At 30.9% G+C, this 23,206-nt stretch carries 25 protein-coding genes and 1 riboswitch; of the genes, 15 read left to right on the forward strand and 10 right to left on the reverse strand.

Annotated elements, in window-relative coordinates:
- Positions 1–63: 63 nt before the first annotated feature.
- The 3 genes from JG554_RS05300 to JG554_RS05310 are packed head-to-tail and all read right to left on the reverse strand — an operon-like array spanning position 64 to position 1,148.
- Entirely contained in the window at positions 64–420 is a 357-nt protein-coding gene (locus JG554_RS05300; protein ID WP_046207603.1) for a fluoride efflux transporter FluC, read from the reverse strand.
- Positions 417–782 carry a fluoride efflux transporter CrcB gene (crcB, locus tag JG554_RS05305; protein WP_046207602.1) on the reverse strand — a complete coding sequence of 122 codons (366 nt, stop codon included), beginning with the start codon at positions 780–782 and terminating at the stop codon, positions 417–419. Before crcB ends, JG554_RS05300 begins: the two co-directional genes overlap by 4 nt.
- Before the next feature lie 60 nt (positions 783–842).
- Entirely contained in the window at positions 843–1,148 is a 306-nt protein-coding gene (locus JG554_RS05310; RefSeq protein WP_070039581.1) for a hypothetical protein, read from the reverse strand.
- Between the two features lie 286 nt (positions 1,149–1,434).
- On the opposite strand from JG554_RS05310, the gene JG554_RS05315 reads away from it, so the two are divergent.
- Both JG554_RS05315 and JG554_RS05320 read left to right on the forward strand, forming a co-directional pair.
- Positions 1,435–2,148, forward strand: a complete 714-nt coding sequence (locus tag JG554_RS05315) for a transaldolase (protein WP_046207600.1) — start codon at positions 1,435–1,437, stop codon at positions 2,146–2,148.
- Between the two features lie 503 nt (positions 2,149–2,651).
- Complete coding sequence (locus tag JG554_RS05320; RefSeq protein WP_046207599.1) at positions 2,652–3,101, forward strand: hypothetical protein; 450 nt, start codon at positions 2,652–2,654, stop codon at positions 3,099–3,101.
- Positions 3,102–3,105: 4 nt separating this feature from the next.
- Here the strand turns inward: JG554_RS05320 and JG554_RS05325 are convergent, their stop codons facing one another.
- Complete coding sequence (locus tag JG554_RS05325; protein WP_070039579.1) at positions 3,106–3,528, reverse strand: competence protein ComK; 423 nt, start codon at positions 3,526–3,528, stop codon at positions 3,106–3,108.
- Positions 3,529–3,538: 10 nt separating this feature from the next.
- Complete coding sequence (locus JG554_RS05330; RefSeq protein ID WP_274380046.1) at positions 3,539–3,907, reverse strand: helix-turn-helix domain-containing protein; 369 nt, start codon at positions 3,905–3,907, stop codon at positions 3,539–3,541.
- Between the two features lie 332 nt (positions 3,908–4,239).
- Between JG554_RS05330 and JG554_RS05335 the strand changes: the two genes are divergently transcribed.
- Both JG554_RS05335 and JG554_RS05340 read left to right on the forward strand, forming a co-directional pair.
- Positions 4,240–4,464: a hypothetical protein gene (locus JG554_RS05335; protein WP_019468074.1), complete on the forward strand. Its 225-nt coding sequence runs from the start codon at positions 4,240–4,242 to the stop codon at positions 4,462–4,464.
- 164 nt (positions 4,465–4,628) lie between these two features.
- On the forward strand, positions 4,629–5,489 hold the full coding sequence (locus JG554_RS05340) for a peptidoglycan release complex glucosaminidase SagB (RefSeq protein WP_203265383.1): 861 nt from the start codon (positions 4,629–4,631) through the stop codon (positions 5,487–5,489).
- Positions 5,490–5,877: 388 nt separating this feature from the next.
- Here the strand turns inward: JG554_RS05340 and JG554_RS05345 are convergent, their stop codons facing one another.
- A complete protein-coding gene (locus JG554_RS05345; protein WP_070039575.1) occupies positions 5,878–6,807 on the reverse strand; it encodes an osmoprotectant ABC transporter substrate-binding protein in 930 nt (309 codons plus the stop codon).
- A gap of 160 nt (positions 6,808–6,967) precedes the next feature.
- Here JG554_RS05345 and JG554_RS05350 point away from each other — a divergent pair, with 160 nt between their 5' ends.
- From JG554_RS05350 to ribH, 5 genes are all read left to right on the forward strand, one after another.
- The gene (locus JG554_RS05350; RefSeq protein ID WP_070039573.1) at positions 6,968–8,443 is read left to right on the forward strand and encodes an FAD/NAD(P)-binding protein; all 1,476 of its coding nucleotides are present in this window, start codon (positions 6,968–6,970) and stop codon (positions 8,441–8,443) included.
- Positions 8,444–8,837: 394 nt separating this feature from the next.
- Positions 8,838–8,971: riboswitch (FMN riboswitch) on the forward strand.
- Between the two features lie 157 nt (positions 8,972–9,128).
- Positions 9,129–10,172, forward strand: coding sequence for a bifunctional diaminohydroxyphosphoribosylaminopyrimidine deaminase/5-amino-6-(5-phosphoribosylamino)uracil reductase RibD (ribD, locus tag JG554_RS05355; RefSeq protein WP_070039571.1), 1,044 nt, complete (start codon positions 9,129–9,131; stop codon positions 10,170–10,172).
- A 6-nt stretch (positions 10,173–10,178) separates the two neighbouring features.
- Positions 10,179–10,811, forward strand: a complete 633-nt coding sequence (ribE, locus tag JG554_RS05360) for a riboflavin synthase (RefSeq protein WP_070039569.1) — start codon at positions 10,179–10,181, stop codon at positions 10,809–10,811.
- A gap of 10 nt (positions 10,812–10,821) precedes the next feature.
- Positions 10,822–12,000, forward strand: a complete 1,179-nt coding sequence (locus tag JG554_RS05365) for a bifunctional 3,4-dihydroxy-2-butanone-4-phosphate synthase/GTP cyclohydrolase II (RefSeq protein WP_070039567.1) — start codon at positions 10,822–10,824, stop codon at positions 11,998–12,000.
- 11 nt (positions 12,001–12,011) lie between these two features.
- Positions 12,012–12,470, forward strand: coding sequence for a 6,7-dimethyl-8-ribityllumazine synthase (gene ribH, locus JG554_RS05370; RefSeq protein WP_070039565.1), 459 nt, complete (start codon positions 12,012–12,014; stop codon positions 12,468–12,470).
- Positions 12,471–12,947: 477 nt separating this feature from the next.
- Here the strand turns inward: ribH and JG554_RS05375 are convergent, their stop codons facing one another.
- On the reverse strand, positions 12,948–13,949 hold the full coding sequence (locus JG554_RS05375) for a proline dehydrogenase family protein (protein WP_070039563.1): 1,002 nt from the start codon (positions 13,947–13,949) through the stop codon (positions 12,948–12,950).
- 267 nt (positions 13,950–14,216) lie between these two features.
- Between JG554_RS05375 and JG554_RS05380 the strand changes: the two genes are divergently transcribed.
- The 3 genes from JG554_RS05380 to JG554_RS05390 all read left to right on the forward strand — a co-directional run bounded on the left by JG554_RS05380 (position 14,217) and on the right by JG554_RS05390 (position 16,838).
- On the forward strand, positions 14,217–15,041 hold the full coding sequence (locus JG554_RS05380) for an alpha/beta fold hydrolase (protein ID WP_070039561.1): 825 nt from the start codon (positions 14,217–14,219) through the stop codon (positions 15,039–15,041).
- A gap of 290 nt (positions 15,042–15,331) precedes the next feature.
- Positions 15,332–16,288 (forward strand): L-lactate dehydrogenase, encoded by a 957-nt coding sequence (locus JG554_RS05385; protein ID WP_064208814.1) that lies wholly within the window; start codon positions 15,332–15,334, stop codon positions 16,286–16,288.
- Between the two features lie 148 nt (positions 16,289–16,436).
- On the forward strand, positions 16,437–16,838 hold the full coding sequence (locus tag JG554_RS05390) for a transcriptional regulator, SarA/Rot family (protein WP_064208815.1): 402 nt from the start codon (positions 16,437–16,439) through the stop codon (positions 16,836–16,838).
- A 122-nt stretch (positions 16,839–16,960) separates the two neighbouring features.
- On the opposite strand, the gene JG554_RS05395 is transcribed toward JG554_RS05390, so the two are convergent.
- Together JG554_RS05395 and JG554_RS05400 are read right to left on the reverse strand one after the other, a co-directional pair.
- Positions 16,961–17,521: a tRNA 5-(aminomethyl)-2-thiouridylate-methyltransferase MnmM gene (locus JG554_RS05395; protein WP_046208336.1), complete on the reverse strand. Its 561-nt coding sequence runs from the start codon at positions 17,519–17,521 to the stop codon at positions 16,961–16,963.
- Positions 17,518–18,471 carry a tRNA modification radical SAM protein MnmL/YtqA gene (locus JG554_RS05400; protein WP_070039559.1) on the reverse strand — a complete coding sequence of 318 codons (954 nt, stop codon included), beginning with the start codon at positions 18,469–18,471 and terminating at the stop codon, positions 17,518–17,520. The genes JG554_RS05395 and JG554_RS05400 overlap by 4 nt, the downstream gene beginning before the upstream one ends.
- 109 nt (positions 18,472–18,580) lie before the next feature.
- Here JG554_RS05400 and JG554_RS05405 point away from each other — a divergent pair, with 109 nt between their 5' ends.
- The 3 genes from JG554_RS05405 (at position 18,581) to JG554_RS05415 (ending at position 22,947) form a co-directional block, all read left to right on the forward strand.
- A complete protein-coding gene (locus tag JG554_RS05405) occupies positions 18,581–19,750 on the forward strand; it encodes an MDR family MFS transporter (protein ID WP_046208338.1) in 1,170 nt (389 codons plus the stop codon).
- 449 nt (positions 19,751–20,199) lie between these two features.
- Entirely contained in the window at positions 20,200–22,614 is a 2,415-nt protein-coding gene (gene leuS / locus JG554_RS05410; RefSeq protein ID WP_203265384.1) for a leucine--tRNA ligase, read from the forward strand.
- A 21-nt stretch (positions 22,615–22,635) separates the two neighbouring features.
- Complete coding sequence (locus tag JG554_RS05415; RefSeq protein WP_046208340.1) at positions 22,636–22,947, forward strand: rhodanese-like domain-containing protein; 312 nt, start codon at positions 22,636–22,638, stop codon at positions 22,945–22,947.
- A gap of 155 nt (positions 22,948–23,102) precedes the next feature.
- On the opposite strand, the gene JG554_RS05420 is transcribed toward JG554_RS05415, so the two are convergent.
- The gene (locus JG554_RS05420; protein ID WP_107360307.1) at positions 23,103–23,198 is read right to left on the reverse strand and encodes a type I toxin-antitoxin system Fst family toxin; all 96 of its coding nucleotides are present in this window, start codon (positions 23,196–23,198) and stop codon (positions 23,103–23,105) included.
- Positions 23,199–23,206 lie beyond the last annotated feature (8 nt).

Here is a 23,206-nt window from a genome sequence, read left to right on the forward strand (position 1 = left end):
TTGAATAAGACCGTAAATATAGTAGATTAAAACTATATTTACGGTCTTTTCTTTTTATGTAAGTTAAATCATAAAATATCCTAATAAACATGAAATGAACGCTACTACATATTGTAAAATTGAATAAATAATAAAATGAAATATCTGTTTGTTTGGTGTTAACATTTGAACTAATTCAGATGATAAAGTTGAAAAAGTAGTTAGTCCACCAAGAATTCCAACAATTAAAAATGTGTTAATCCAAGTAACGTTTAAAGTCAGTCCCATGCATAGACCAATCAAAAAACTACCTAAAATATTTACGACAAGTGTTGCAATCGGGTAAGTACTATTAATTCTATTGTTAAAGAAATTAGTAACAAATGCACGAATAACTGCGCCTATTCCGCCACCTAACATAACTAAAAAAAACTGAGTCATGATAAACGCGCCCCCATTCTAACTCCAATATAACAAACCAATATACCTATGATATAGCTGAGTAAAGCATAGGTTACTAACATTACATATGCTTGTTGTTGTAATAATCCAACAAGTTCGAATTGAAACGTTGAAAAAGTAGTCAGTGCACCAAGTAATCCAGTAGTTATACCTTTTTTGAGTAGTGGATTGTTTCTAAAATACTGTATCGCTAAAGACCCTAATAAGCCCATTAAAAATGCACCTATGATATTCGCAAAAAATGTGCCAGTTGGAAATCCTTCAGTACTATTAAAAACAGATAATAAATAGCGAATGAATGCGCCAATGGCACCGCCAACAAAAATATATAAATATTGCACTATGATATCTTCCTTTCAAAAAAATAAACTACAAAAGTAGTATAACTTTTGTAGTAGGATTTAGAAAATAATACCAAATGTTGAGAGAGAAGCAATAATATGAATTGCTATCACAATTAATATTATATAAGGTAAAACTTTGCTAACTGGACGAATCCAATCTGAATCTTCATGTAAATTTTTAATAGATTTATCAGAAAAGATAATAGCAAGTATTAAAATAATAGCATTGATAATACTACAAACAAAAATGAGTTTAATCATTGAATTAAAGTGCATATTTAGTAGAGGGTTTCTAGTATTAAAATAAAAGCTAATTATAATTAAAATGCATGATAAATAAAAATAAAGTTTTGAACGTGCCATAATAACCTCCTAATGCAATTTATTAAGTTATAATACCATAAATTAACTTAAAGTTAACTAAATTTACAATAAGAAAAGTTTTTAGTTAATAACAATATAGATTATAAAGCTTGATTTTTAGTGATATTAGATCTGTTACTGATACTATTATTTTCAGAAATTAATCATTTATAAGCAGAAAAATAGAATTTATGAAATAAAGGTGGTATAAATAAAGTGTATGGTTTAAACCGTTATAAAAATAATTCTTTATAGAATTATTTATTTTAGTCAGGAGGAATTAGTAATGGCAAATTTAAATGTTGAAGTGTTTGCAGATGGTGCAGATATTGAAGAAATGAAAGCAGCTTATAAAAATAAACAAGTAGATGGTTTTACCACAAACCCAAGTTTAATGGCAAAAGCAGGTGTAACAGATTATAAAGCATTTGCCGAAGAAGCTGTGCGCGAAATTCCTGACGCTTCTATTTCATTTGAAGTATTCGCAGATGATTTAGAAACTATGGAAAAAGAAGCGGAAATTTTAAAACAATATGGCGATAATGTTTTTGTTAAGATTCCAATTGTAAACACAAAAGGTGAATCAACTATTTCTCTAATTAAAAAATTATCAGCAAACAATGTTCGTTTAAACATTACTGCTGTTTATACTTTAGATCAAGTTAAAGAAATTACTAATGCTGTAACAGAAGGTGTTCCAACATATGTATCTGTATTTGCTGGACGCATTGCAGATACAGGAGTAGATCCAATTCCATTGATGAAAGAAGCGGCTGATGTTACACACAGTAAAAAAGGTGTGAAATTATTATGGGCAAGCTGTCGCGAAGTCATCAATGTCATCCAAGCTGATGAAGTTGGCGCGGATATTATTACATGTCCGGCAGATGTAGTTAAAAAAGTGAATAATAATTTAGGACGCGATATAAACGAATTATCTGTTGATACAGTTAAAGGCTTTGCAAAAGATATCCAAAGTTCTGGTCTGTCTATTTTATAGTCGTAAACACAGTTAGTTCATTTCTGTAGCTATTCCCAAATGATGGGAATAAAAAACACTTTCATTGAATTCATCATAAAATGAATTCATATGAAAGTGTTTTTATTATCATCTACCTTGCTTATACACACTCAAAGTTAAAGTATAGTTACTGAAGTAAAAGTTATTTTATTATTAAGCAATTAACTAAAGTTATAATATTATGACTTAATAATGAATGAAACGAGTAAATAATGAGCGATTATAGAAGCGAAATCATTTACTATTGGGTAAGCGATGGAAAGTTGTATTTCAATTCATTGTTGGCGTTGATTAAAGTAGTATTGAATAAATTGAATTTATGTGGTTACTTGAATGAAATAAAAAACTATCGAATGGCATGGTTAAGCAAAGAAAATATAATTTGATTGCAAAATTTTTTATAATTTTATTGAAACCATAAGATAAATAACTTATCCTGTATATTGATAGTATAAGTGTGATACTTTTAAGGAGAAACTTTAATGAAAGCAAATATTTTTAAACAGAAAGTTAAAAAGCATTTATGGTTTTTAAATAAAAAAGAAAAACAACAACTAGATCAAGTGTTATCGAAAGTCTTGGATAAAAACCATGAGGAAGAACTCAATCGACCGATTGCGTTTTCCAACCAATTTTTGAAAAATTATATCTTTGAAGAAAAGGTAGTTTCATCAGCTTATTTCTTCATGTTATTAATTGGTATTTTAATTACATATATTATTTTATTAGGATTATTCTTATTTGCTTTATTGACAAGTTTGTCGTCAGTCCAATTTTTTATTAAACCAGAAGTTGATTTATCTAGTATTATCGTTGTATTGACACTCATAGGTGCGCTACTATTATTGGTGATTAGTCTATACTTAATTAAGGTCGCAACAGGTTATTTTACGAAGAAGCTATTAGAATATAAGCATAATAGAGCGCTATGATGCGTTAAATTAAAAGGTGAGAAAGTGTGATGCTTTCTTGCCATTTTTTATATACAAAAGTGTAGGGTGCATCTACAATGATGAATGTAGCATTTTCAAAATAAATTGTTGTTTGTTCATTATTTGATTTAATCCCAACAATCGCATTTGCATTGATATAATATTGCAAGGGTGCGCGTCTCGCTTTAAGCGGAAATAAAGTAATATCTGGATTAATAAATATAGGGACCATTTTTCTGATTTTTAAAACTAGTTTAGCTTGTTTTGTTTGATAAGATAGTGATAAACCATAGGTTTCTAGAAGGTAAGTAAGTGTAGGCATGATTGAAGTAGGATAGTGAAATTGATGCGTGGTATATTGCCCGACTGTTATGATTTCATTTCCAACAACGGATTTGAGGTATAATAATTTTGTAAACTTTGTCATTTGCCAACTCCTATTTTTGATTTATTCCGTAATATTTAATGTATTTTATTTGCACCTTTTTCCGATAATTTTTTATTGTAGAAACAGAGCAGTTCAATATTGATGCAATCTCAAATTGTTTATAGCCTAGCAATTTTAAGTTAAGCCAATTTTTTTCATTAGTAGTTAATAGTTGCAAAAACTGTTGGTATATAATTTGATGATTCATTTGATCAAACAGGATATTTTCTCGTTCTTTTAAATCTGGAGAATTTATTGTAATTTCTAATTGTTTCTGACTGCGAAACAAATCAATCAAATAGCAATTCAAACGAAAATATAAAAATTGTTGTAATGAGACAGAATGATGGGGAGAATACTTCTGTGTTAGTTCCCACATTTTGATAGTGAGTAATTGAGTATATTCTTCTCGATTATACTTAATATGGTATTTTTTTAATAACACAAAAATAATAAATTTGAATTGAAAATATGTTTGTTCGAAGGACATGCTGTAACTCCATTGTTATATATATAACTTTTATTTCCGGATGCAATCATTTTATTTTAAAATTTAGTAATTTTCATTTGCTAAATAATGATAATAGGTGTTAAATAGAGTTAATAAGATAGATAAAATTTAAGTTTTATAACATCAACGCGTATTCAACTTAAAGATATAACACTTTAGAGTTTTAGTATTATCTTCGGACAACAAATCAGGAGGTTTATATGGATTACGCACATTTAAATTTAGAACATTTTTTTGCGAGACATGATGATTTAGATATGATTAAAGATAAATCAGACTTTGTTATGATAAATAATCTAACAAAAGAAATGATGTACCGCGATGGTGAAATTGAAGGAACAATTGATTTAAATCGTTATTATTATAAAAACAGATCCCAAGCAGTAAGCTTTGTTATGATGGAATATAATAAAAGTCAAGAGTAATGAAATTAAAATTTCATTACTTTTTTTATGAATATGTAACAACAAACATATTAAATTGTACGTTCAACTATTTAGTGTTAGAATTTAAATTTAGATAGTCTCTTAAAGTATATTTTAATAAAGAGAGGACTTAATATTCTTATTATTACCTATGAGGTGTGGACATGACGAAGCATAAGAAAGGCTCAATACTATCAATTATTGGCTTATTGGTAGTGTTAGTGATAGCTGTTGTCGTTGTATTTTCAATGATTTCAGATCAAATCTTTTTTAAAAAGGTTAACCAACAAGAAAAAGTAGAACAGCTCAATATTACTTTAGATAAAGCATCAAAAAAACAAATCGATAATTATACTAGCCAACAAATTTCAAATAAAAATAATGATTCATGGAGAGATGCGTCTTCAACTGAGATTAAAGCAGCAATGGATAGTAATAAATTTATTGAAAGTGAAACTCAAAAATATCAATTTTTAGAATTAGATAAATATCAAGGAATTGATGAAAATAGAATAAAAAGAATGTTAATCGATAATCCAGTACTATTAGAACATTCAGACGATTTCATAAAAGCAGCAAAAGAAAAACATGTAAATGAAGTATACTTAATATCACATGCATTGCTTGAAACAGGATCAGCTAAAAGTGAATTATCGAGTGGTGTTGAAATTGATGGCAAGAAATATTATAACTTTTTTGGGGTCGGTGCACTTGATGAAGATCCAGTGAAAACTGGTGCTGAATATGCTAAAAAACACGGTTGGGATACACCAGAAAAAGCAATTACTGGTGGTGCTAATTTTATACATGAACACTTTTTATCAAATAAAGATCAAAACACATTGTATAGCATGCGCTGGAATCCTAAAAACCCTGGTGAACATCAATATGCTACAGATATTAAATGGGCTGAAAGTAACGCAAGCCTAATGTCAAATTTTTATAAAGATATGAAAACAGAAGGTAAATATTATAAATATTTTGTATATAAAGATGATAATAAACATAAAAAGAATGATCTATGATTTTAAATATAATTAATTATAACAAATGAAAATGATTGAGTTTGTTATACGAACTAATGAAGGACTAATCCGTAGGAAAAATGGATTAGTCCTTTTTGAATACATAAATGATTGATTTTTGATATTTACATTAGTTAGTAATTTATATTTTATAGACATAGGTAATCGAATTCCGTAAACTGTGAATTAATTATCAAGATGAACGAGAGATGTTAAAGTAGTAAATATTATTTAGCTTTATTTTTCTGTCCAAATAATATAAAAAGCATAATCGTTGATATTATCACTTTTATAATGAATTTCATTAAATCACTTCCTTACTATGTAGCTATAGTAACACTTATCGATTAATATCACATAACATTAAATATAGAATTACACTTGAAATTTAATTTTCATCTTCGAAATAATTGTGTTTTTCTAAAAATCTTTTGGCTACAATTGCTGGTTCTTTACCTTCACCATCTGCTTCATAGTTTAACTTTTGCATTTGTTCAGTACTAATTTTATCATCTAATTTATTAATAGATTTTTTAATTTGTGGATGCTTTTGTAATAATTCATTTGGAGCGACCGCGCTAGCGTCATATGGCGGGAAAAAATTTTTATCATCCTTAAGTACAACTAAATCATATGCTGCAATTCTTCCATCTGTTGTATAACCAAGTGCAACATCGAGTTTATTATTTTTTAACGCGTCGTAAACTAGTCCAATTTGCATAGGTTTTAAATCATTGAAACCAAAACCATAATGTGCACGGAATGGTGCATAACCATCGCCACCTCTCTTGATCCATGTCGTATCTGTACCAACTCTTACTTTATCTTTTACTTTTTTTAAATCTGAAACGGTATGTAAATCATATTTTTTTGCGGTTTCTTTAGTAACCATAAAAGCAAAAGTATTTTCAAATCCATAAGAGTCGAAAAACGTTTGATCAAATTTTTGATTGAATAATTTTTGAGTTACTGCCATTGCTTTTTGAGTATTTGTAATAGGTTGTTGTTCTAAAGCTCCAACCAAATCAGTACCAGTGTAGCGTGTACTTGATATGTCGGCATCTCCGCGAAGTAATGCATTATGCTGTATTGTAGCTGAACCTAAGTTGTTAATAATCGATCCAGTAATCTTTCCTTTTGTATCATGTTCTATTAAATCTTTAAGCATATAAGCCATGATTTGAGATTCACTCGTAGCTAAAGCAGAAATTTTAACTGAGTTTTTAGATTGACCGCCGCCTAAACCAGGTAAGTCACAACTTGCTAATAAAATTGAACTAACAATCAATAAATAAATTATTCTTTTAAAAAATTTCATGTTTTAACTCCTTATATGTTTTAGAAATCTTTTTGATACAACATTTTTATATTAACATATATATTAATTTTGTATAATGGTGGCATAGTCCATTAATATGTAATATCAATTAAATACTTGATATACTAAGTATAAATTAATTAAAGTAAGGATGAGTGAAATGCGTATAGCTATCATTGGTATGGGTACCGCAGGTGTTAGTTTGTTAAAAGAATTAGTTAAATATAATGAATTCGAACAAATGGAAGTAGACGTTTATGATAACCCTAAAAACATGGGTCAAGGTGTGCCTTTTCAAAATGACAGCGACCAATTATTAATCAATTTACCTGCAAAGCAAATGTCTTTAAATTTGAATAATGAGCGAGAATTTTACGAATGGTATCAACAGCAATCTATATTTAAATTTTCTAATCCAGAGTATCTACCCAGATTTATTTTTGGACACTATATGAAAGATTATTTGGAAACTTATCATAATCAATATAGTAATATTCATATGATTAAAGAAGCAGTATTAGAAGTGTATATAGAATCTAATATTGGGGATACGCAGGTTGAATATGTTGTCTGCACATCTGAAAATTTAGAGAAACGCCGACGTTATGATATTGTATTTTTAACAATCGGTACGATGTCCTATCATGACCCATATCAATTAAAAGGAACGCCAGGTTACATAAAAACACCTTATCCTACTTATGACACATTAAATGAAGTTGATAGTACTGATAGAATTGCCATTATTGGTACTGGCTTAGCAAGTTTAGATGTCATTCGATTTGTAACGGCACATCATCCTAATTTACCTATTACAGTGACGAGTCGTAAAGGTCATTTACCCAGTGTTAGGGGAAATATGCCAGAAATTCAATTTAAATATCTTACTCCAGAAAAATTTAATGAAATCAAAAAAGCATATTTTGGAAACGTACCTTTGGACGAGGCATTGGCATTATTTAAAAAGGACTGTGAATATTATGATATTCCAATAGAAGCATTAGTACACAGAAGGCAAGGCGACCCGATTTTGGATTTAACCTATGATTTACAACATGCCGAAGCGCTAGGGAAATTTCAAAGTATCTTAGAATTAACAAAAGAAAATTTAAATTGGATTTGGAACAGTTTCAGTAGAGAGGATCAGAAGATATTCTTAGAAAAATACCAATCTATATTAAAAGAAAATTCGAACCCAATGCCTCCTCGTACCGCAAAATTAATTATCGATCATATCGAAAAAGGGCAAATTGAAATCAAAAAAGGGTTGGAAGACGTTAAATATGACGGGCATCAATTTTGTTTTAAATATGAGGATGATTTTAAAGCAATTGATAAATTTGATATTGTCATTAATGCTACTGGTTCAAAATCACATTTATCAGAATTAGACCAAGATGATCAACTGATTCTCAATCTGGAAAATAGGCAAGTAGTCCAAGCACACCCACTAGGTGGTATTCAAATCATTCCAGAAACAAATCAAATTATAAGTCCACGTTATGGTACCTTAAAAAACATGTTTGCTTTAGGTCAAGTTACAAATGGAATTAATCAATCACGTAACGGCGTTATGATGATAGTAAAACAAGCTGTAAGTGTGGTAGAGAATTTGTTGAATGCTAAGCATGATTGATTTTGTAGTGTAGTATACAAACGAATGTTTATCCAATTTAGATGAATCAGTTAAATATGAATTATGTTTCCGAATGAATTTAAATCCGGTTTCATTTTGAGGAAAGCAAAAGAGTAATTTTTGCTAGATGTTCGTTCGTTTTTGGTTTGAATTATAAAAATATTAAATAAGTATAGCATTTAATCATTTATGAAAATATTTTAAGATGTAAATTTTTGATGAATGGATTTGTAAACCAACTTATAAGCATTGTAAAGTCAATAATATAAGCAAGTTGTTACTGATATAAAGCCGACTTAGATAATATGAATTGTTTTTTGTCGAAATATATAGTACGATAACGATGTAGCTTTCAAAAGTTACTTTGACTCAATCATCAATTACAATTTCATAAATATTCTTTCGGGGCAGGGTGAAATTCCCAACCGGCAGTAAATTAAGCCTGCGACCTGCATTTGTTTTGGCAAATGTGGCTGATCTAGTGAAATTCTAGAGCCGACAGTAAAGTCTGGATGGGAGAAAGAATGAAGTATAACAAAAAGGCACTTATACAAGTGTTTATTTAACGTACATTTTTCTAAAAATTGGAGAAGTGTATCCAAATTTAAGTAAATTATGTTATATCTAAATACATCCCACACCTGAAATGAGTTTCAGGTGTTTTTTATTATTAAGAGGTGATTATATGAGTCAATATTTAAATTATGCAATTCAATTGGCGCAGATGGTAGATGGCCAAACTGGTGTAAATCCTCCTGTGGGTGCAGTTGTGGTAAATCAAGGTAGAATCGTCGGTATTGGTGCACATTTACGAAAAGGTGACAAACATGCCGAAGTACAAGCTTTAGATATGGCAAAAGCAGCAGCAAATGGAGCGACAATTTATATATCTTTAGAACCTTGTTCACATTATGGTTCAACGCCACCATGCGTAAACAAAATTATTGAATTTGGTATTTCAAAAGTTGTTTATGCTGTTAAAGACACAACCTTATCGTCTAAAGGTGATGAAATTTTACAAAATGCTGGAGTGAAAGTCGAGTTTCATCATAAGACAGATGCTGAAGCATTATACAAAGACTTTTTTATTACTAAGCGACAAGGCGTTCCTGAAGTTACTGTAAAAGTATCTTGCAGTTTAGATGGTAAACAAGCTACTGATAGTGGTGAAAGTAAATGGATTACCAACAAAACTGTTAAACAAGATGTATTTATGCTCAGACATAAACATGATGCAGTAATCACCGGGACTGGTACGTTAAACGCAGATAATCCACAATATACTACTAGGATTGAACAAGGTAAACAACCTATACGTGTGATACTTTCAAAATCTGGACAAGTCGATTTTACTTTAGACATTTTTCAACAACCGACGACGCCAATATGGATTTTCACAGAAAATAAAAATTTAAAAAATCAAAATAAAAATATAGAAATAATGTATTGTTCAAATTGTACGATTGAAAATATTTTAAAGCAGTTATATCAAAACGGGATTGGACGTGTTTTGGTTGAAGCAGGTCCCACGATTACTTCAGAATTTCTCCAATCTAACTTTACAAATGAACTCATCTTATATTACGCCCCGAAAATAATAGGTGGTTCTGGTGACAATCAATTTTTCAAAACAGAAAATGTCTTTAATTTATCAGACGTTCCTCAATTTGAAATTGTAAATTCCAAAATGCTTGAGCAAAATATTAAATTAGAATTGCGAAAGAAGTGAATAATTATGTTTACTGGTATTGTCGAAGAAATAGGAACTATAAAAAAAGTTACAACACAACAAGCGGTTGTTAATTTAACAATTGATTGTAGAACAATTTTATCTGACATGCATATTGGTGATTCTATTAGTGTAAACGGTGTATGTTTAACTGTTATACAATTTGATGAACGGTCATTTTCAGTCCAAGTAATCAAAGGTACTGAGAATAAAACCTATTTGAATCAATTAAATCAATCCGCTGAGGTGAATTTAGAGCGAGCAATGAGCGGTTCAGGAAGATTTGGAGGTCATTTTGTACTTGGCCACACTGATGAAGTAGCTAGAATTACTAGAATACAAAACTCAGATAATTCTAAAATTGTAACTATTAAACCATCTACTTCTGTGATCGATCAAATGGTACAACAAGGTTCAATCACCGTAGATGGCGTTAGTTTGACAGTATTTCAATTACGAGATACAGAATTTGATATTCATCTTATACCAGAAACAAGAAGATCAACTATTTTAAATCAAAAACGTGTTGGTGACTTAGTACATATTGAAACAGACATATTGTTTAAATATGTAGAAAAAATAGTTGGTAAAAGTGAAAAAGGTTTAAGTTTAGAAAAACTAAGCGCTTTTGGATTCTAGGAGGGGTAAAATGCAATTGGACAGTATAGATTTAGCACTTGAATCACTAAAAAAAGGTAAAAGTATCATTGTAGTAGACGATGAAAATAGAGAAAATGAAGGAGATTTAGTAGCAGTTACTGAATGGATGTATGATAATACTGTTAATTTTATGGCTAAATATGGAAGAGGATTAATTTGTGCACCGATTAGTAAAAAAATAGCTGAAGATTTAGAACTTCATTCAATGGTCAATCATAATTCAGATGTATATGGCACTCAATTTACAGTTAGTATTGATCATATTAACACTACAACTGGTATCAGTGCTGATGAAAGAATGCTCACTGCAAAAGCATTAATCGATAATAGTACAACAGCAGAAGATTTTAATAAACCAGGCCATTTATTTCCATTAGTTGCTCAAGAGAATGGTGTATTGGCTAGACGTGGTCATACTGAAGCCTCTGTAGATTTAGCTAAATTAACTGGCGCAAAACCGGCAGCGCTGATTTGTGAAATTATGAATGACGATGGTTCAATGGCAAAAGGTGATGATTTAGAAGCATTTAAAAATAAGCACAATTTGGTAATGATATCTATCGAAGATTTGGAAAAATATAGAAAGCAATCTGTTTCGTCTGTTGCAGCAAAAGCTAAAATAAAGTTGCCTACTGAATATGGTAATTTCGATATGTATGGTTTTACAACAAATGATGGTGAAGAAATTGTAGCAATCACAAGTGGTAATATTAACGAAACAGAGAATGTACGTATACATTCTGCTTGTTTGACTGGAGATATTTTTCATAGTCAAAGATGTGATTGTGGTGAACAGCTTGCTGCATCTATGAAATACATTGATAAAAATGGAGGCGTTATCCTTTATTTACCTCAAGAAGGTAGAGGAATCGGTTTAATTAATAAATTAAGAGCATATGAATTGATAGAACAAGGATATGATACGGTTACAGCAAATATTGCACTCGGTTTTGATGAAGATTTAAGAGAATACCAATATGCTGCTGAAATTTTAAAATATCTAGGTATCAAACGTGTGAATTTATTAAGTAATAATCCTAAAAAATTTGGAAGTTTGGAGAATTACGGCATTGAAATTGCCAAAAGAATTGAATTGGTAATACCATCGAACCAATATAACCAAGCTTATATGAAAACAAAAAAAGAGAAAATGGGTCATTTAATATAGGAGGAATAAACATGAATTTTGAAGGTAATTTAATAGGATCAGATTTAAAGGTAGCGATTGTCGTAAGTAGATTCAACGATTTCATTACGAATCGTTTGCTAGATGGTGCTAAAGACACTTTAGTTAGACACGAAGTGCCTGCAGAAAATATTGATGTTGCATATGTGCCTGGGGCTTTTGAAATCCCATTAGTAGCTAAAAAACTAGCTCAAAAAAGTAATTACGATGCAGTAATTACTTTAGGTTGTGTGATTAGAGGTTCAACGTCACATTATGATTATGTATGTAATGAAGTAGCGAAAGGTGTTTCAAAAGCGAATGATATTTCAGATACACCAGTTATCTTTGGAATTTTAACAACTGAAAATATTGAACAAGCTGTAGAACGTGCAGGTACAAAATCAGGAAACAAAGGGTCTGAAGCAGCAGTAAGTGCTATAGAAATGGCAAATTTATTGAAAAAAATTTAATGATTCAAGTAATAATTAGTAATGTCATTTAAAAATAAAAATTAGGTCAGAACTCTAGATATCATTGCCTCTGCTCAAAATAAGAGTCAGGCATATAAATCCAAAAAAATAGCACTCAGATGAATTGAATTAAATCATCTGAGTGCGTCTTTTTATTCAATACTTCATATTGTTGGCTCGCTTTCTTTGGGGACAGCTTTAGCCTGTAGCAGCTTGTCCTATACTTCGAGAGAATTGCTAAAATACGTCATATTTGTCAAAGAACTATATGATTCAAAAAAAATAATTTTGAGAAAGGGGATTTATGTCCCAGCCTCTTTTTTTTAAAAATTTTTGTTTTTGCTCGTCATACTTGGACTATAAATATCGTTTGCATAATCTGTAATCATTCACTTATTCATAAATATGATATTACATTTGATTATTCTAACAACATTTTTAAAAGGTTTAAATTACATACACTTTAACCATAAAATTTTATTTTTTAAATTTTTTGTATAGCCATGCACTTAAAGCTCCAATAGTTGACAGAGCTCCAGCGACTACTCCAATTTTTTTCAACACTTCGGGTTTCATAATTTCTAAAAACATTAGATTTAAATTTTGAGGTCGTTCTGCTAATCTTCTCATAAAGTAACTAAACCAATCATCACCGTATGGAACATAGATACAGAAATGATTGCCTTCGCGCGCTAGTGATTCTGCCAATTCTGAGCGGAAACCATACAACATCTGAAATTCATAGTTATCTTTTTCAATATTATTGTCTTTAATAAACTGTTTAATATGTGTGATGATAGCATCATCATGTGTAGCAATAGAAGTGACATTTTTCGCATTTAACAGTCGCTTTTTAATTAAGCGTATGTAATTATCGTCAATTTCTTCTTTAGTTTGATAGGCGATGTTTTCATTTTCTTTATATGCACCTTTGACCATACGTAATCGTAATTCTGGGTATTTATCGACGAGTGCATCTGCTTTATATAAATATCCTTGTATAACAGTTCCTACATTTTTAAATTCGCCTTTTAATCGGTCTAAAACTTGTGTAATATCAAATAAGCTATCATATTTTTCAGTGTCTATATTAATATGCATATTACCAAAATCGTTAGCTTTAAGTAATATTTCACGTAAATTACGATAAGCAAGATCAATGTCAAACTCAGAACCTAATTGGCTGATTTTGATAGACATATGACCATCTAAATTATGATTGTTGATAGCATACATCACTTCTAATATTTGGTCTTTTGCTTGTATTGCCTCACCTTCATTTAAAACAAATTCACCAAGACAATCTACTGTGACAGTAATCCCTTTGTTATTTAAACGTTCAATTGTGTCCACTAATTCTGGAATAGTGTTCCCTGCAACTACTTTCTTGGCACCGAACATAGGACCAATTTCCTTAGCTGCTTTATTTAAAAATGGATTGTTAGATAATCCTATAAAAAAATTTTTCACAATTGGCATATTAATTCCTCCCATTCTGCTTATAGCTGTTCTTTCAATAATAGTGTAGCATGAATCTAATAGTAATGAAATCGTTTACAATAAAATTTATTACACTAAATATTATATACTACACGATAACATTGTCTCACGCTTTAGCTTTGAGTTATAATCATAAAGTTATAGGAACACATAACAGTATGATTTATGCGTTAAAAATGGAAAAAGTACATCATATTTTGATACAATGTAGTTATTGAAATTATTGTAGAAGGGGAAGTATGGAATATGTGGAAATGGGAAACAGAAAACGAGGCAAAGGGTGTCATTGTAATCGCCCATAACATGCTCGAACATACAGGTAGATATGCATATGTTATAACAATGCTTCGTAGAAATGGCTACCATGTAATCATGGGTGATTTGCCTGGACAAGGTCAAACTACACGTGCTAATAAAGGACAAATAGCAAACTTCGAAGTATACCATGAACATGTGCTTGAATGGATTAGAATAGCTAATGAGTATAAACTTCCGACTTATTTTTTAGGTGTTGGCCTTGGTGGGCTTATCATTTTAAATTTACTTGAAAAAGTGGAAGTGCCTATTGAGGGGCTAATGTTGATTTCACCATTATTAGAATTCAAGAAAAATAAAAAAACTAGAAAAGATAAAATTGTGTCGAATGTAGGAAAATTAACTAAAGATACAAGATTTAAAATAGGTATTACAATTGAAGATTTAACACGTAATGATGAGGTTATTGAAGAGGCAAAAGCGGACCAACTCATGCTTCAGAAAGTTACGTATCATTGGTATAAACAAATCATTGAAATCATGAAAGAAACTGTTACACATTTAAAAGATATTAAACCACTTCCTTTATTATTAATGTATGGACTAGAAGATAAAGTGTCTGATATTTCTACTATGAGTTTAATTAAAGAAAAAATTACTACAGAAGAGTTATATTTTAAAGCTTGGCCTGGGTTGAATCATGAAATACATAATGAACCTGAAAGAGATGACGTAATGCGCTATGTTCTAGCATTTCTTAATAATAGCGCTAGTAATATTGGTTTTATTGTACATGATGAAAATGAACTTTCATAATTTATATAATAAATGATGGAATCGGATCTTGAGTATCATTTTATAAAATGCTTAATAAGTCTAAACAACCATCTAATTGATACAATTATGACTTAACAATCATTGATAAAAAGAGTGAATAAATTTAATCTGTCGTTGATTTTATTGACACTCTTTTATTTATAAAAAATAATGTGAAAAAAATCACAATAAACATTGATTTTTAAAATAATAATTGTTATATTTATATTGTGAAAAAATCACATTAATCTTTAGTAATATTTACTTTGAATTAAAAGGAGCGACTTAGCATGAAAATTGAAAAAGGGAATAAAGTAGTTTTAATAGGTGATGGAGCAGTTGGATCAAGTTATGCTTTCGCAGTAGTTGCACAAGGTTTAGCTGATGAATTAGTAATAATAGATTTAGATGAAGCAAAAGTTAAAGGCGATGTTGCAGATTTAAATCATAGTGCTCCATACGGTGATTCACCAGTAAAAGTAAAAGCTGGTAGTTATGAAGATTGTAGTAATGCTGACTTAATTGTCATTACTGCAGGAGCTGCACAAAAGCCAGGCGAAACGAGATTAGATTTAGTAGAAAAAAATACAAAAATATTTAAAGATATTGTCACTAAAATTATGAGCACAGGATTTAATGGCATTTTCCTTATAGCAACAAATCCAGTGGATGTATTATCCTATGTAACACAAAAAGTTTCAGGATTACCGAAAGCTCAAGTGATTGGATCAGGTACAATACTAGATACAGCACGATTTAAATTTGAACTAGCACAAGAATTTGGTGTGTCCCCTTGGAGTGTGGATGCACAAATTATTGGTGAACATGGTGATTCTGAATTAGCGATATGGTCACAAGCTAATATTGCTGGTCAACCATTATACAATTTATTAAATGATAACCCTGATAAACAACATAGAATAGATGAAATATTTACCAACACAAGAGATGCTGCTTATGAGATTATCCAATCAAAAGGGGCAACTTATTATGGCATAGCAATGGGATTGGTACGTATTACACAAGCAATTTTAAAAAATCAAAATGTAGTCTTGCCAGTTTCTAGTTATTTAGAAGGTGAATATAAACAAGATGATGTTTATATTGGAGTGCCTACATTAATTAATAGAAATGGTGCAGTTAAAGTATATGAGACGCAATTAAATAGTGAAGAAAGTGAAAAGTTTGAAAATTCTGCCATAATTTTGAAAGATATGCAAAATAAAATCAAACAACTAATTGCATAATTCATAATTTAATTTTAAACTGTATATAAGATTAATTTTATTGAAAATATCAAAATTTATTCCGATATGAATAAATTTTGCATTGAATGAATTTTTGGTAAATTAATTTTACATGTTTAACTTTATATTATGATTGGGGGATATTTCTATGGGGAAGACAATTGCTGATATGGTAGATAGTGTCCTTAGATTGGAATATGTACTTAAAGATATTGAAGAAATTTTTGAAAAAGTACAGAAACAATATAAAATGTCAAAAGAAGAAATTTTAATTCTTTTAACACTTTGGGAAGAAGGATCAATGACGCTTAAAGAAATGGATAATTATGTTAAAATAAAATCTTATAAACGTACAAGAACGTATAATGATTTAGTTGAGAAAGCGTGGATTATTAAAGAAAGACCTGTGAACGATGAACGTACGGTAATTATACATTTCAATGAGGATTTAAAAGGTCAAAGGGAAGAACTTTTAAATTGTTTTAAAGCAGAAATAAGTGAAAAATCATCTACTATACAATCTAGTCTTAAATCTATCTTAAAATTATAGGGAATAATTATAGTTACAAAATGAGAAGTTAGACCCAATATAGTATTAGGTAATCAATATCTATACTAAAGTAAAAATGCATCTCCATTTATGTGGAGATGCATTTTTATTTTTAATATACTTTATCTTTTTTCAATTGCACATAGAAATGGTGCATTATTTTTTTGATTAATAAATTGATATTGTAATATGTGTGCTTTGTTTTGATCAAAATGTTGAAGATAATTTAATAATGCATCACGTTCAATTTTGCCCTCATCATGTCCGTGATATATTACTAGTACAATTATGCCTTCTGTTGCCAATATATCAAATATTTCATCTATAGCTGTTAAAGTACTGCTGGGGATTGTCACAATTGATTTGTCGCCTTTAGGTAAATAGCCTAAATTAAAAATGGCTGCATCAATTTGTCCAATTTCATTACTTTGTATATATTGCTTTACTTTAGCATGACTATCTTGAATTAAGTGTACATTTTTAAATGCGTTTGTCTTGTTGCTCGTATTTTGAATTGCAACTTCTTGAATATCAAAAGCATACACTTTACCATTTGGAACTTGTTGTGCTAAAAATTCAGTGTCATGACCATTACCACAAGTGGCATCAATCACAATGCTGTCTTTGTTGATATGTTGTCGTAATAGCGTTTTAGAAAATGGTAAAATCCGTTCTAGTTTCATGATTTAATCGTCGATTCATAGTATTTTCCTTGATAAGAATTTCTGCGTGCTAATTCATCATCAATTTCGTTTAATACTTCCCATTTGTTGACACTCCACATAGGGCCAACCATTAAGTCAATCGGACCATCACCAGTAATTCGATGGACAATCATTTCTTTTGGTAAAATTTCTAGTTGATCACAAACTAAATTTGTATAATCGTCTTGAGACATGAATTCGAGCATGCCTTTTTCGTATTGTTTGACCATTGGTGTACCTTTAAGTAGGTGTAACAAGTGTATTTTAATGCCTTGGACATCCATTTGTGCTACTTCTTTAGCTGTTTCCATCATCATGTCATAATCTTCTTCAGGAAGCCCGTTAATGATATGTGTACACACGTTTATGTTATGTTTACGTAGCTTAGCTACACCTTCGTAATACGTTTTCATATCATGTGCACGATTAATCAAATCTGATGTTTTTTGATGTACTGTCTGTAGACCTAATTCAACCCATAAATAGGTACGTTCGTTCAATTCAGCTAAGTATTCGACAACATCATCCGGTAAGCAGTCAGGGCGTGTTCCAATAGATAATCCTACAACTCCAGGTTCTTTTAATGCAGTTTCGTACTTTTCTCTTAATACTTCAACTGGCGCATGTGTGTTAGTAAATGCTTGGAAATAAGCAATATACTGACCTTCATGCCATTTTTCATGCATTCTATCTTTGATTTGTTGGAATTGCACATCTATCGGGTCTACACGATCTCCTGCAAAATCCCCACTTCCTGCTGCAGAACAAAACGTACAGCCACCATGTGCAACTGTGCCATCTCTATTTGGGCAATCAAATCCTCCGTCAATTGCAACTTTAAAGATTTTTTGGCCAAATTTATTTTTCAAATGGTAATTCCAAGTATGATATCGTTTATTCTCGAATGCGTAAGGGAAGAATTGTCCCATATAACATTTTCCTTTCTAAATTCATTCTAGTTAAAGATTTTAACATATTTTAATGATATAGTGTTTAGAGTAAAAACAGAAATTTAAAATTAGAAAGGAGCTTATGGTTATGAATATGCCAAAATCAGTGTGGTGGTTGGTGATTGGTATGGCATTAAATATCACAGGCTCAAGTTTTTTATGGCCATTAAATACAATATATATGAATGAAGAATTAGACAAAAGTTTAACAATGGCTGGGTTAGTATTAATGATTAATTCATTTGGTATGGTCATTGGCAATTTATTAGGTGGTAATCTATTTGATAAATTGGGTGGTTATCGGACAATTATGATTGGAACTGTGATCTGTTTAAGTAGTACAACATTGTTGAATTTTTTCCACGGATGGCCATGGTATGCAGTATGGTTAGTCTGTCTAGGCTTTGGCGGTGGCATGATTGTCCCAGCAATTTATGCGTTAGCAGGTGCAGTTTGGCCGCAAGGTGGTAGACAAACTTTTAATGCGATATATTTAGCTCAAAATTTAGGAGTGGCGATTGGTGCAGCATCTGGTGGCTTTGTGGCAGAATTAAGTTTTAATTATATATTTATAGCTAATTTATTAATGTATATTGCATTTGCCATAGTCGCAATTAGCCAATTTAATATTAAATTGGACATTAAAGTTAAATCAAATGATGCTATGAGTTTATTAGATAAAGCGTACAGACCACAATTCATTGCATTAACTTTGCTGTGTGTCATGTTTAGCATTTGTTGGATTGCTTATATTCAATGGGAAAGTACGATTGCTTCATTTACTCAAGAGCTAAATATCTCTATGGGCCAATACAGTTTATTGTGGACTGTCAACGGTATTATGATATTAGTTGCACAACCATTAATCATTCCAATAATCAGATTATTAAAAGGAAATTTAAAGCATCAAATGTATGTTGGTATAGGTATTTTTATTATCTCTTTCTTTGTCACAAGTTTTGCTGAACAATTTTCTGTATTTATGGTAGGTATGGTTATATTAACATTGGGTGAAATGTTTGTTTGGCCAGCAGTTCCGACAATTGCAAATCAACTTGCACCAAATGGGAAAGAAGGTTCATTCCAAGGTTACGTTAATTCTGCAGCTACAGTTGGTAAAGCATTTGGTCCTCTTATTGGTGGTGTTGTTGTTGATATGTTTAACATGCAAATCATGTTTTTAAGCATGATTTCATTGTTAGTTTTATCACTTATATTTTTAACATTTTATGATCGCAAATTACCAAAGGATATTTAATATAATATTGAACCCAAAATGTAGGTTTCATTTATTTTTGTTACAGAGCAATCATGGTACATGAGATTAAAAATAAGCATTAATGATTCAGCGAGAAATGGTTATTGAATTAATAATATTTTATGTATAGTTTAAATAATTTTATATAAACATAAAGGCGAGTTTTGTAAATCAACTTTATACTTGAAATAAAGGGCTTTTTCAAATATCATAAGAAGAGTATAGGAGTAGTAATTTGAAAGCTTTTCAACAGAGAGCTAGGGTGGGTGGAACCTAGCGTAAAGCCTCAAGTGAACTTACCAGGACTTAAAGTGAATGAATGACATCTCTAACTATTAATTAAAATGAGCGCACATTTAGTGAAACAGGGTGGTACCGCGGTGAAAATCATCGTCCCTATTATATAATAGTTTGAGGTGTCTTTTTATTATTGAACAGGAGGAAATGAAGTGAATTACAATCATAATGAAATTGAAAGAAAATGGCAGAATTATTGGGAAAACTATAAAACGTTCAAAACTGAAGATAATTTAGGCCAGAAAAAATTTTATGCACTTGATATGTTCCCTTATCCATCAGGTGCAGGGCTACATGTAGGCCATCCTGAAGGCTATACAGCTACTGATATTATTTCAAGATACAAACGAATGCAAGGATATAATGTATTACATCCAATGGGTTGGGATGCTTTTGGTTTACCAGCTGAACAATATGCACTAGATACAGGTAATGATCCTCGTGAATTCACAAAACAAAATATCCAAACTTTTAAACGACAAATTAAGGAATTAGGATTTAGTTATGATTGGGATCGTGAAGTTAATACAACAGACCCAGAATATTATAAATGGACACAATGGATATTCATTCAATTATATAATAAGGGACTTGCTTATGTTGATGAAGTAGCAGTGAACTGGTGTCCTGCGTTAGGTACTGTATTGTCAAATGAAGAAGTAATCGATGGTGTTTCTGAACGTGGCGGACATCCTGTTTATAGAAGACCAATGAAACAATGGGTACTTAGAATTACTGAATATGCAGACAGATTACTTGAAGATTTAGATGATTTAGATTGGCCTGAATCTTTAAAAGACATGCAACGTAATTGGATTGGACGATCAGAAGGCGCATCTGTAAGATTTAATGTAGAAAATTTCAATGATCAAATTGAAGTGTTTACAACACGCCCAGACACTATTTATGGTGCAACATTCTTAGTGTTAAGTCCTGAACATGAACTCGTAAATAAAATTACTACATCAGAACATCAAGAAAGTGTTGAGAAATATCAACAAGAAGCGGCAATGAAATCAGACTTAGAACGTACTGGATTAGCTAAAGAAAAATCTGGTGTGTTTACTGGAGCGTATGCATTTAATCCTTTATCAGGAGAAAAAACGCCGATTTGGATTGCTGATTATGTTTTATCTTCATATGGTACAGGCGCTGTTATGGCAGTTCCTAGCGGAGACCAAAGAGACTATGAATTTGCAAAAGCTTTTGATTTACCAATTAAAGCAATAATTGAAGGTGGAGACCTATCTGAAGCAGCTTATGATGGCGATGGGCCTCATATTAATTCACAAGAATTAAATGGTTTATATAATCATGAAGCGATTGAAAAAGCTATTACACTTTTAGAACAAAACAATGCTGGTACAAGAAAAGTCAATTATAAACTGAGAGATTGGTTATTTAGTCGTCAACGTTATTGGGGCGAACCTATTCCTGTTATACATTGGGAAGATGGTACGATGACAACGGTTCCTGAAGATGAATTACCTTTACTTTTACCTGAGACAGACGAAATTAAACCTTCTGGTACAGGTGAATCGCCATTAGCTAATATAGATGAATTTGTTAATGTTATTGATGAAGAAACTGGGATGAAAGGACGTCGTGAAACAAATACAATGCCACAATGGGCAGGTAGTTGTTGGTATTATTTACGCTTTATTGACCCAGATAATGAACAGATGTTAGCTGATCCTGAAAAGTTAAAACATTGGTTGCCTGTGGATTTATATATTGGTGGTGTTGAACATGCAGTGTTACACTTATTGTACGCTAGATTTTGGCATAAGGTCTTGTATGATTTAGGTGTAGTGCCTACCAAAGAACCATTCCAAAAATTATTTAACCAAGGCATGATTTTAGGTGAAGGTAATGAAAAAATGAGCAAATCTAAAGGTAATGTTATTAATCCAGATGATATAATCAAATCACATGGTGCTGATACGTTACGTCTATATGAAATGTTCATGGGTCCACTAGATGCTGCAATTGCATGGAGTGATAAAGGATTAGACGGTTCAAGACGTTTCTTAGACAGAATTTGGAGACTTTTAATTACAGAAGACGGTTTAATCACAGATAAAGTAGTCAATACTAATAATAAAGCTTTAGATAAAAGTTACCACCAAACTGTGAAAAAAGTTTCGGAAGACTTTGAAACATTAAATTTCAATACGGCAATTAGTCAGCTAATGGTATTTATAAATGATTGCTATAAAGTTGATGAGATTTATAAACCATATATTGAAGGATTTATTAAAATGTTAGCGCCAATCGCACCTCATATAGGTGAAGAATTATGGGCGCGTTTAGGACATGAAGAAACGATTACTTATCAACCATGGCCTTCTTATGATGAAACATTATTAGTCGATGATGAAGTGGAAATTGTCGTTCAAGTAAATGGTAAAGTTCGTGCCAAAATTAAAGTTTCTAAAGATCTTTCAAAAGAAGAAATGGAAACAGTAGCATTAGGTAACGAAAATATCAAAGCTGAAATAGAAGGCAATGATATTAAAAAAGTGATTGCGGTGCCTCAAAAACTTGTTAATATTGTTGCCAAATAACACAAAAGGGGCGTATATATTATGGAAACAATTACTATAGATGAATTGAAATCAAAAATTTTAAATTCTAATCCTGTTCATGTCGTAGATGTAAGAACTGATGAAGAAACAGCAATGGGTGTCATACCAGATGCAGAAACGATACCTATGGATAAAATTCCTGATAATTTAAGTCACTTTAATTCAGAAGAAACGTATTATATTATTTGTAAAGCTGGTGGCAGAAGTGCACAAGTCGTCCAATATTTAGAACGCAATGGCATTCACGCAGTCAATGTTGAAGGTGGCATGGATGCGTGGGGCGATGAAGGTTTAGAAATTAAAAGTATTTAATCTTTTGATCGAGCAAAATCAAACGATGATTTTGCATTTTATGCAAGTTTAGTGTTATAATATATTTAACAAAGATATCAATACAGATACACCCAACCCCCTCACTATTGCGAGTAGTGAGGGGGTTTTTTGGTGTTGGCTAAATGTCGCCTGTATTATTTGTCATTACGATTGCGCAGCCAGTACGCAAATAACGTAACGATACAACCACTGATAACAGCAGTCATGAAATGAACAAAGATATCAATCACAAAATACA

Origin of the sequence: Staphylococcus sp. 11-B-312, from assembly GCF_016743055.1 — a bacterium.
Lineage (GTDB): Bacteria > Bacillota > Bacilli > Staphylococcales > Staphylococcaceae > Staphylococcus > Staphylococcus ureilyticus.

What these genes read in the sequence shown, in the direction of transcription:
- JG554_RS05365 (WP_070039567.1), top strand. Translation starts at nt 10,822, where the DNA reads ATGCAATTGGACAGTATAGATTTAGCACTTGAATCACTAAAAAAAGGT.
- JG554_RS05390 (WP_064208815.1), top strand. Translation starts at nt 16,437, where the DNA reads ATGGGGAAGACAATTGCTGATATGGTAGATAGTGTCCTTAGATTGGAA.
- JG554_RS05325 (WP_070039579.1), bottom strand. Translation starts at nt 3,528, where the DNA reads ATGACAAAGTTTACAAAATTATTATACCTCAAATCCGTTGTTGGAAAT.
- JG554_RS05330 (WP_274380046.1), bottom strand. Translation starts at nt 3,907, where the DNA reads ATGTGGGAACTAACACAGAAGTATTCTCCCCATCATTCTGTCTCATTA.
- JG554_RS05310 (WP_070039581.1), bottom strand. Translation starts at nt 1,148, where the DNA reads ATGGCACGTTCAAAACTTTATTTTTATTTATCATGCATTTTAATTATA.
- JG554_RS05415 (WP_046208340.1), top strand. Translation starts at nt 22,636, where the DNA reads ATGGAAACAATTACTATAGATGAATTGAAATCAAAAATTTTAAATTCT.
- JG554_RS05350 (WP_070039573.1), top strand. Translation starts at nt 6,968, where the DNA reads ATGCGTATAGCTATCATTGGTATGGGTACCGCAGGTGTTAGTTTGTTA.
- JG554_RS05320 (WP_046207599.1), top strand. Translation starts at nt 2,652, where the DNA reads ATGAAAGCAAATATTTTTAAACAGAAAGTTAAAAAGCATTTATGGTTT.
- JG554_RS05315 (WP_046207600.1), top strand. Translation starts at nt 1,435, where the DNA reads ATGGCAAATTTAAATGTTGAAGTGTTTGCAGATGGTGCAGATATTGAA.
- JG554_RS05385 (WP_064208814.1), top strand. Translation starts at nt 15,332, where the DNA reads ATGAAAATTGAAAAAGGGAATAAAGTAGTTTTAATAGGTGATGGAGCA.
- JG554_RS05335 (WP_019468074.1), top strand. Translation starts at nt 4,240, where the DNA reads ATGGATTACGCACATTTAAATTTAGAACATTTTTTTGCGAGACATGAT.
- JG554_RS05400 (WP_070039559.1), bottom strand. Translation starts at nt 18,471, where the DNA reads ATGGGACAATTCTTCCCTTACGCATTCGAGAATAAACGATATCATACT.
- ribH (WP_070039565.1), top strand. Translation starts at nt 12,012, where the DNA reads ATGAATTTTGAAGGTAATTTAATAGGATCAGATTTAAAGGTAGCGATT.
- JG554_RS05395 (WP_046208336.1), bottom strand. Translation starts at nt 17,521, where the DNA reads ATGAAACTAGAACGGATTTTACCATTTTCTAAAACGCTATTACGACAA.
- ribE (WP_070039569.1), top strand. Translation starts at nt 10,179, where the DNA reads ATGTTTACTGGTATTGTCGAAGAAATAGGAACTATAAAAAAAGTTACA.
- ribD (WP_070039571.1), top strand. Translation starts at nt 9,129, where the DNA reads ATGAGTCAATATTTAAATTATGCAATTCAATTGGCGCAGATGGTAGAT.
- JG554_RS05345 (WP_070039575.1), bottom strand. Translation starts at nt 6,807, where the DNA reads ATGAAATTTTTTAAAAGAATAATTTATTTATTGATTGTTAGTTCAATT.
- JG554_RS05375 (WP_070039563.1), bottom strand. Translation starts at nt 13,949, where the DNA reads ATGCCAATTGTGAAAAATTTTTTTATAGGATTATCTAACAATCCATTT.
- JG554_RS05380 (WP_070039561.1), top strand. Translation starts at nt 14,217, where the DNA reads ATGTGGAAATGGGAAACAGAAAACGAGGCAAAGGGTGTCATTGTAATC.
- JG554_RS05405 (WP_046208338.1), top strand. Translation starts at nt 18,581, where the DNA reads ATGAATATGCCAAAATCAGTGTGGTGGTTGGTGATTGGTATGGCATTA.
- JG554_RS05340 (WP_203265383.1), top strand. Translation starts at nt 4,629, where the DNA reads ATGACGAAGCATAAGAAAGGCTCAATACTATCAATTATTGGCTTATTG.
- JG554_RS05300 (WP_046207603.1), bottom strand. Translation starts at nt 420, where the DNA reads ATGACTCAGTTTTTTTTAGTTATGTTAGGTGGCGGAATAGGCGCAGTT.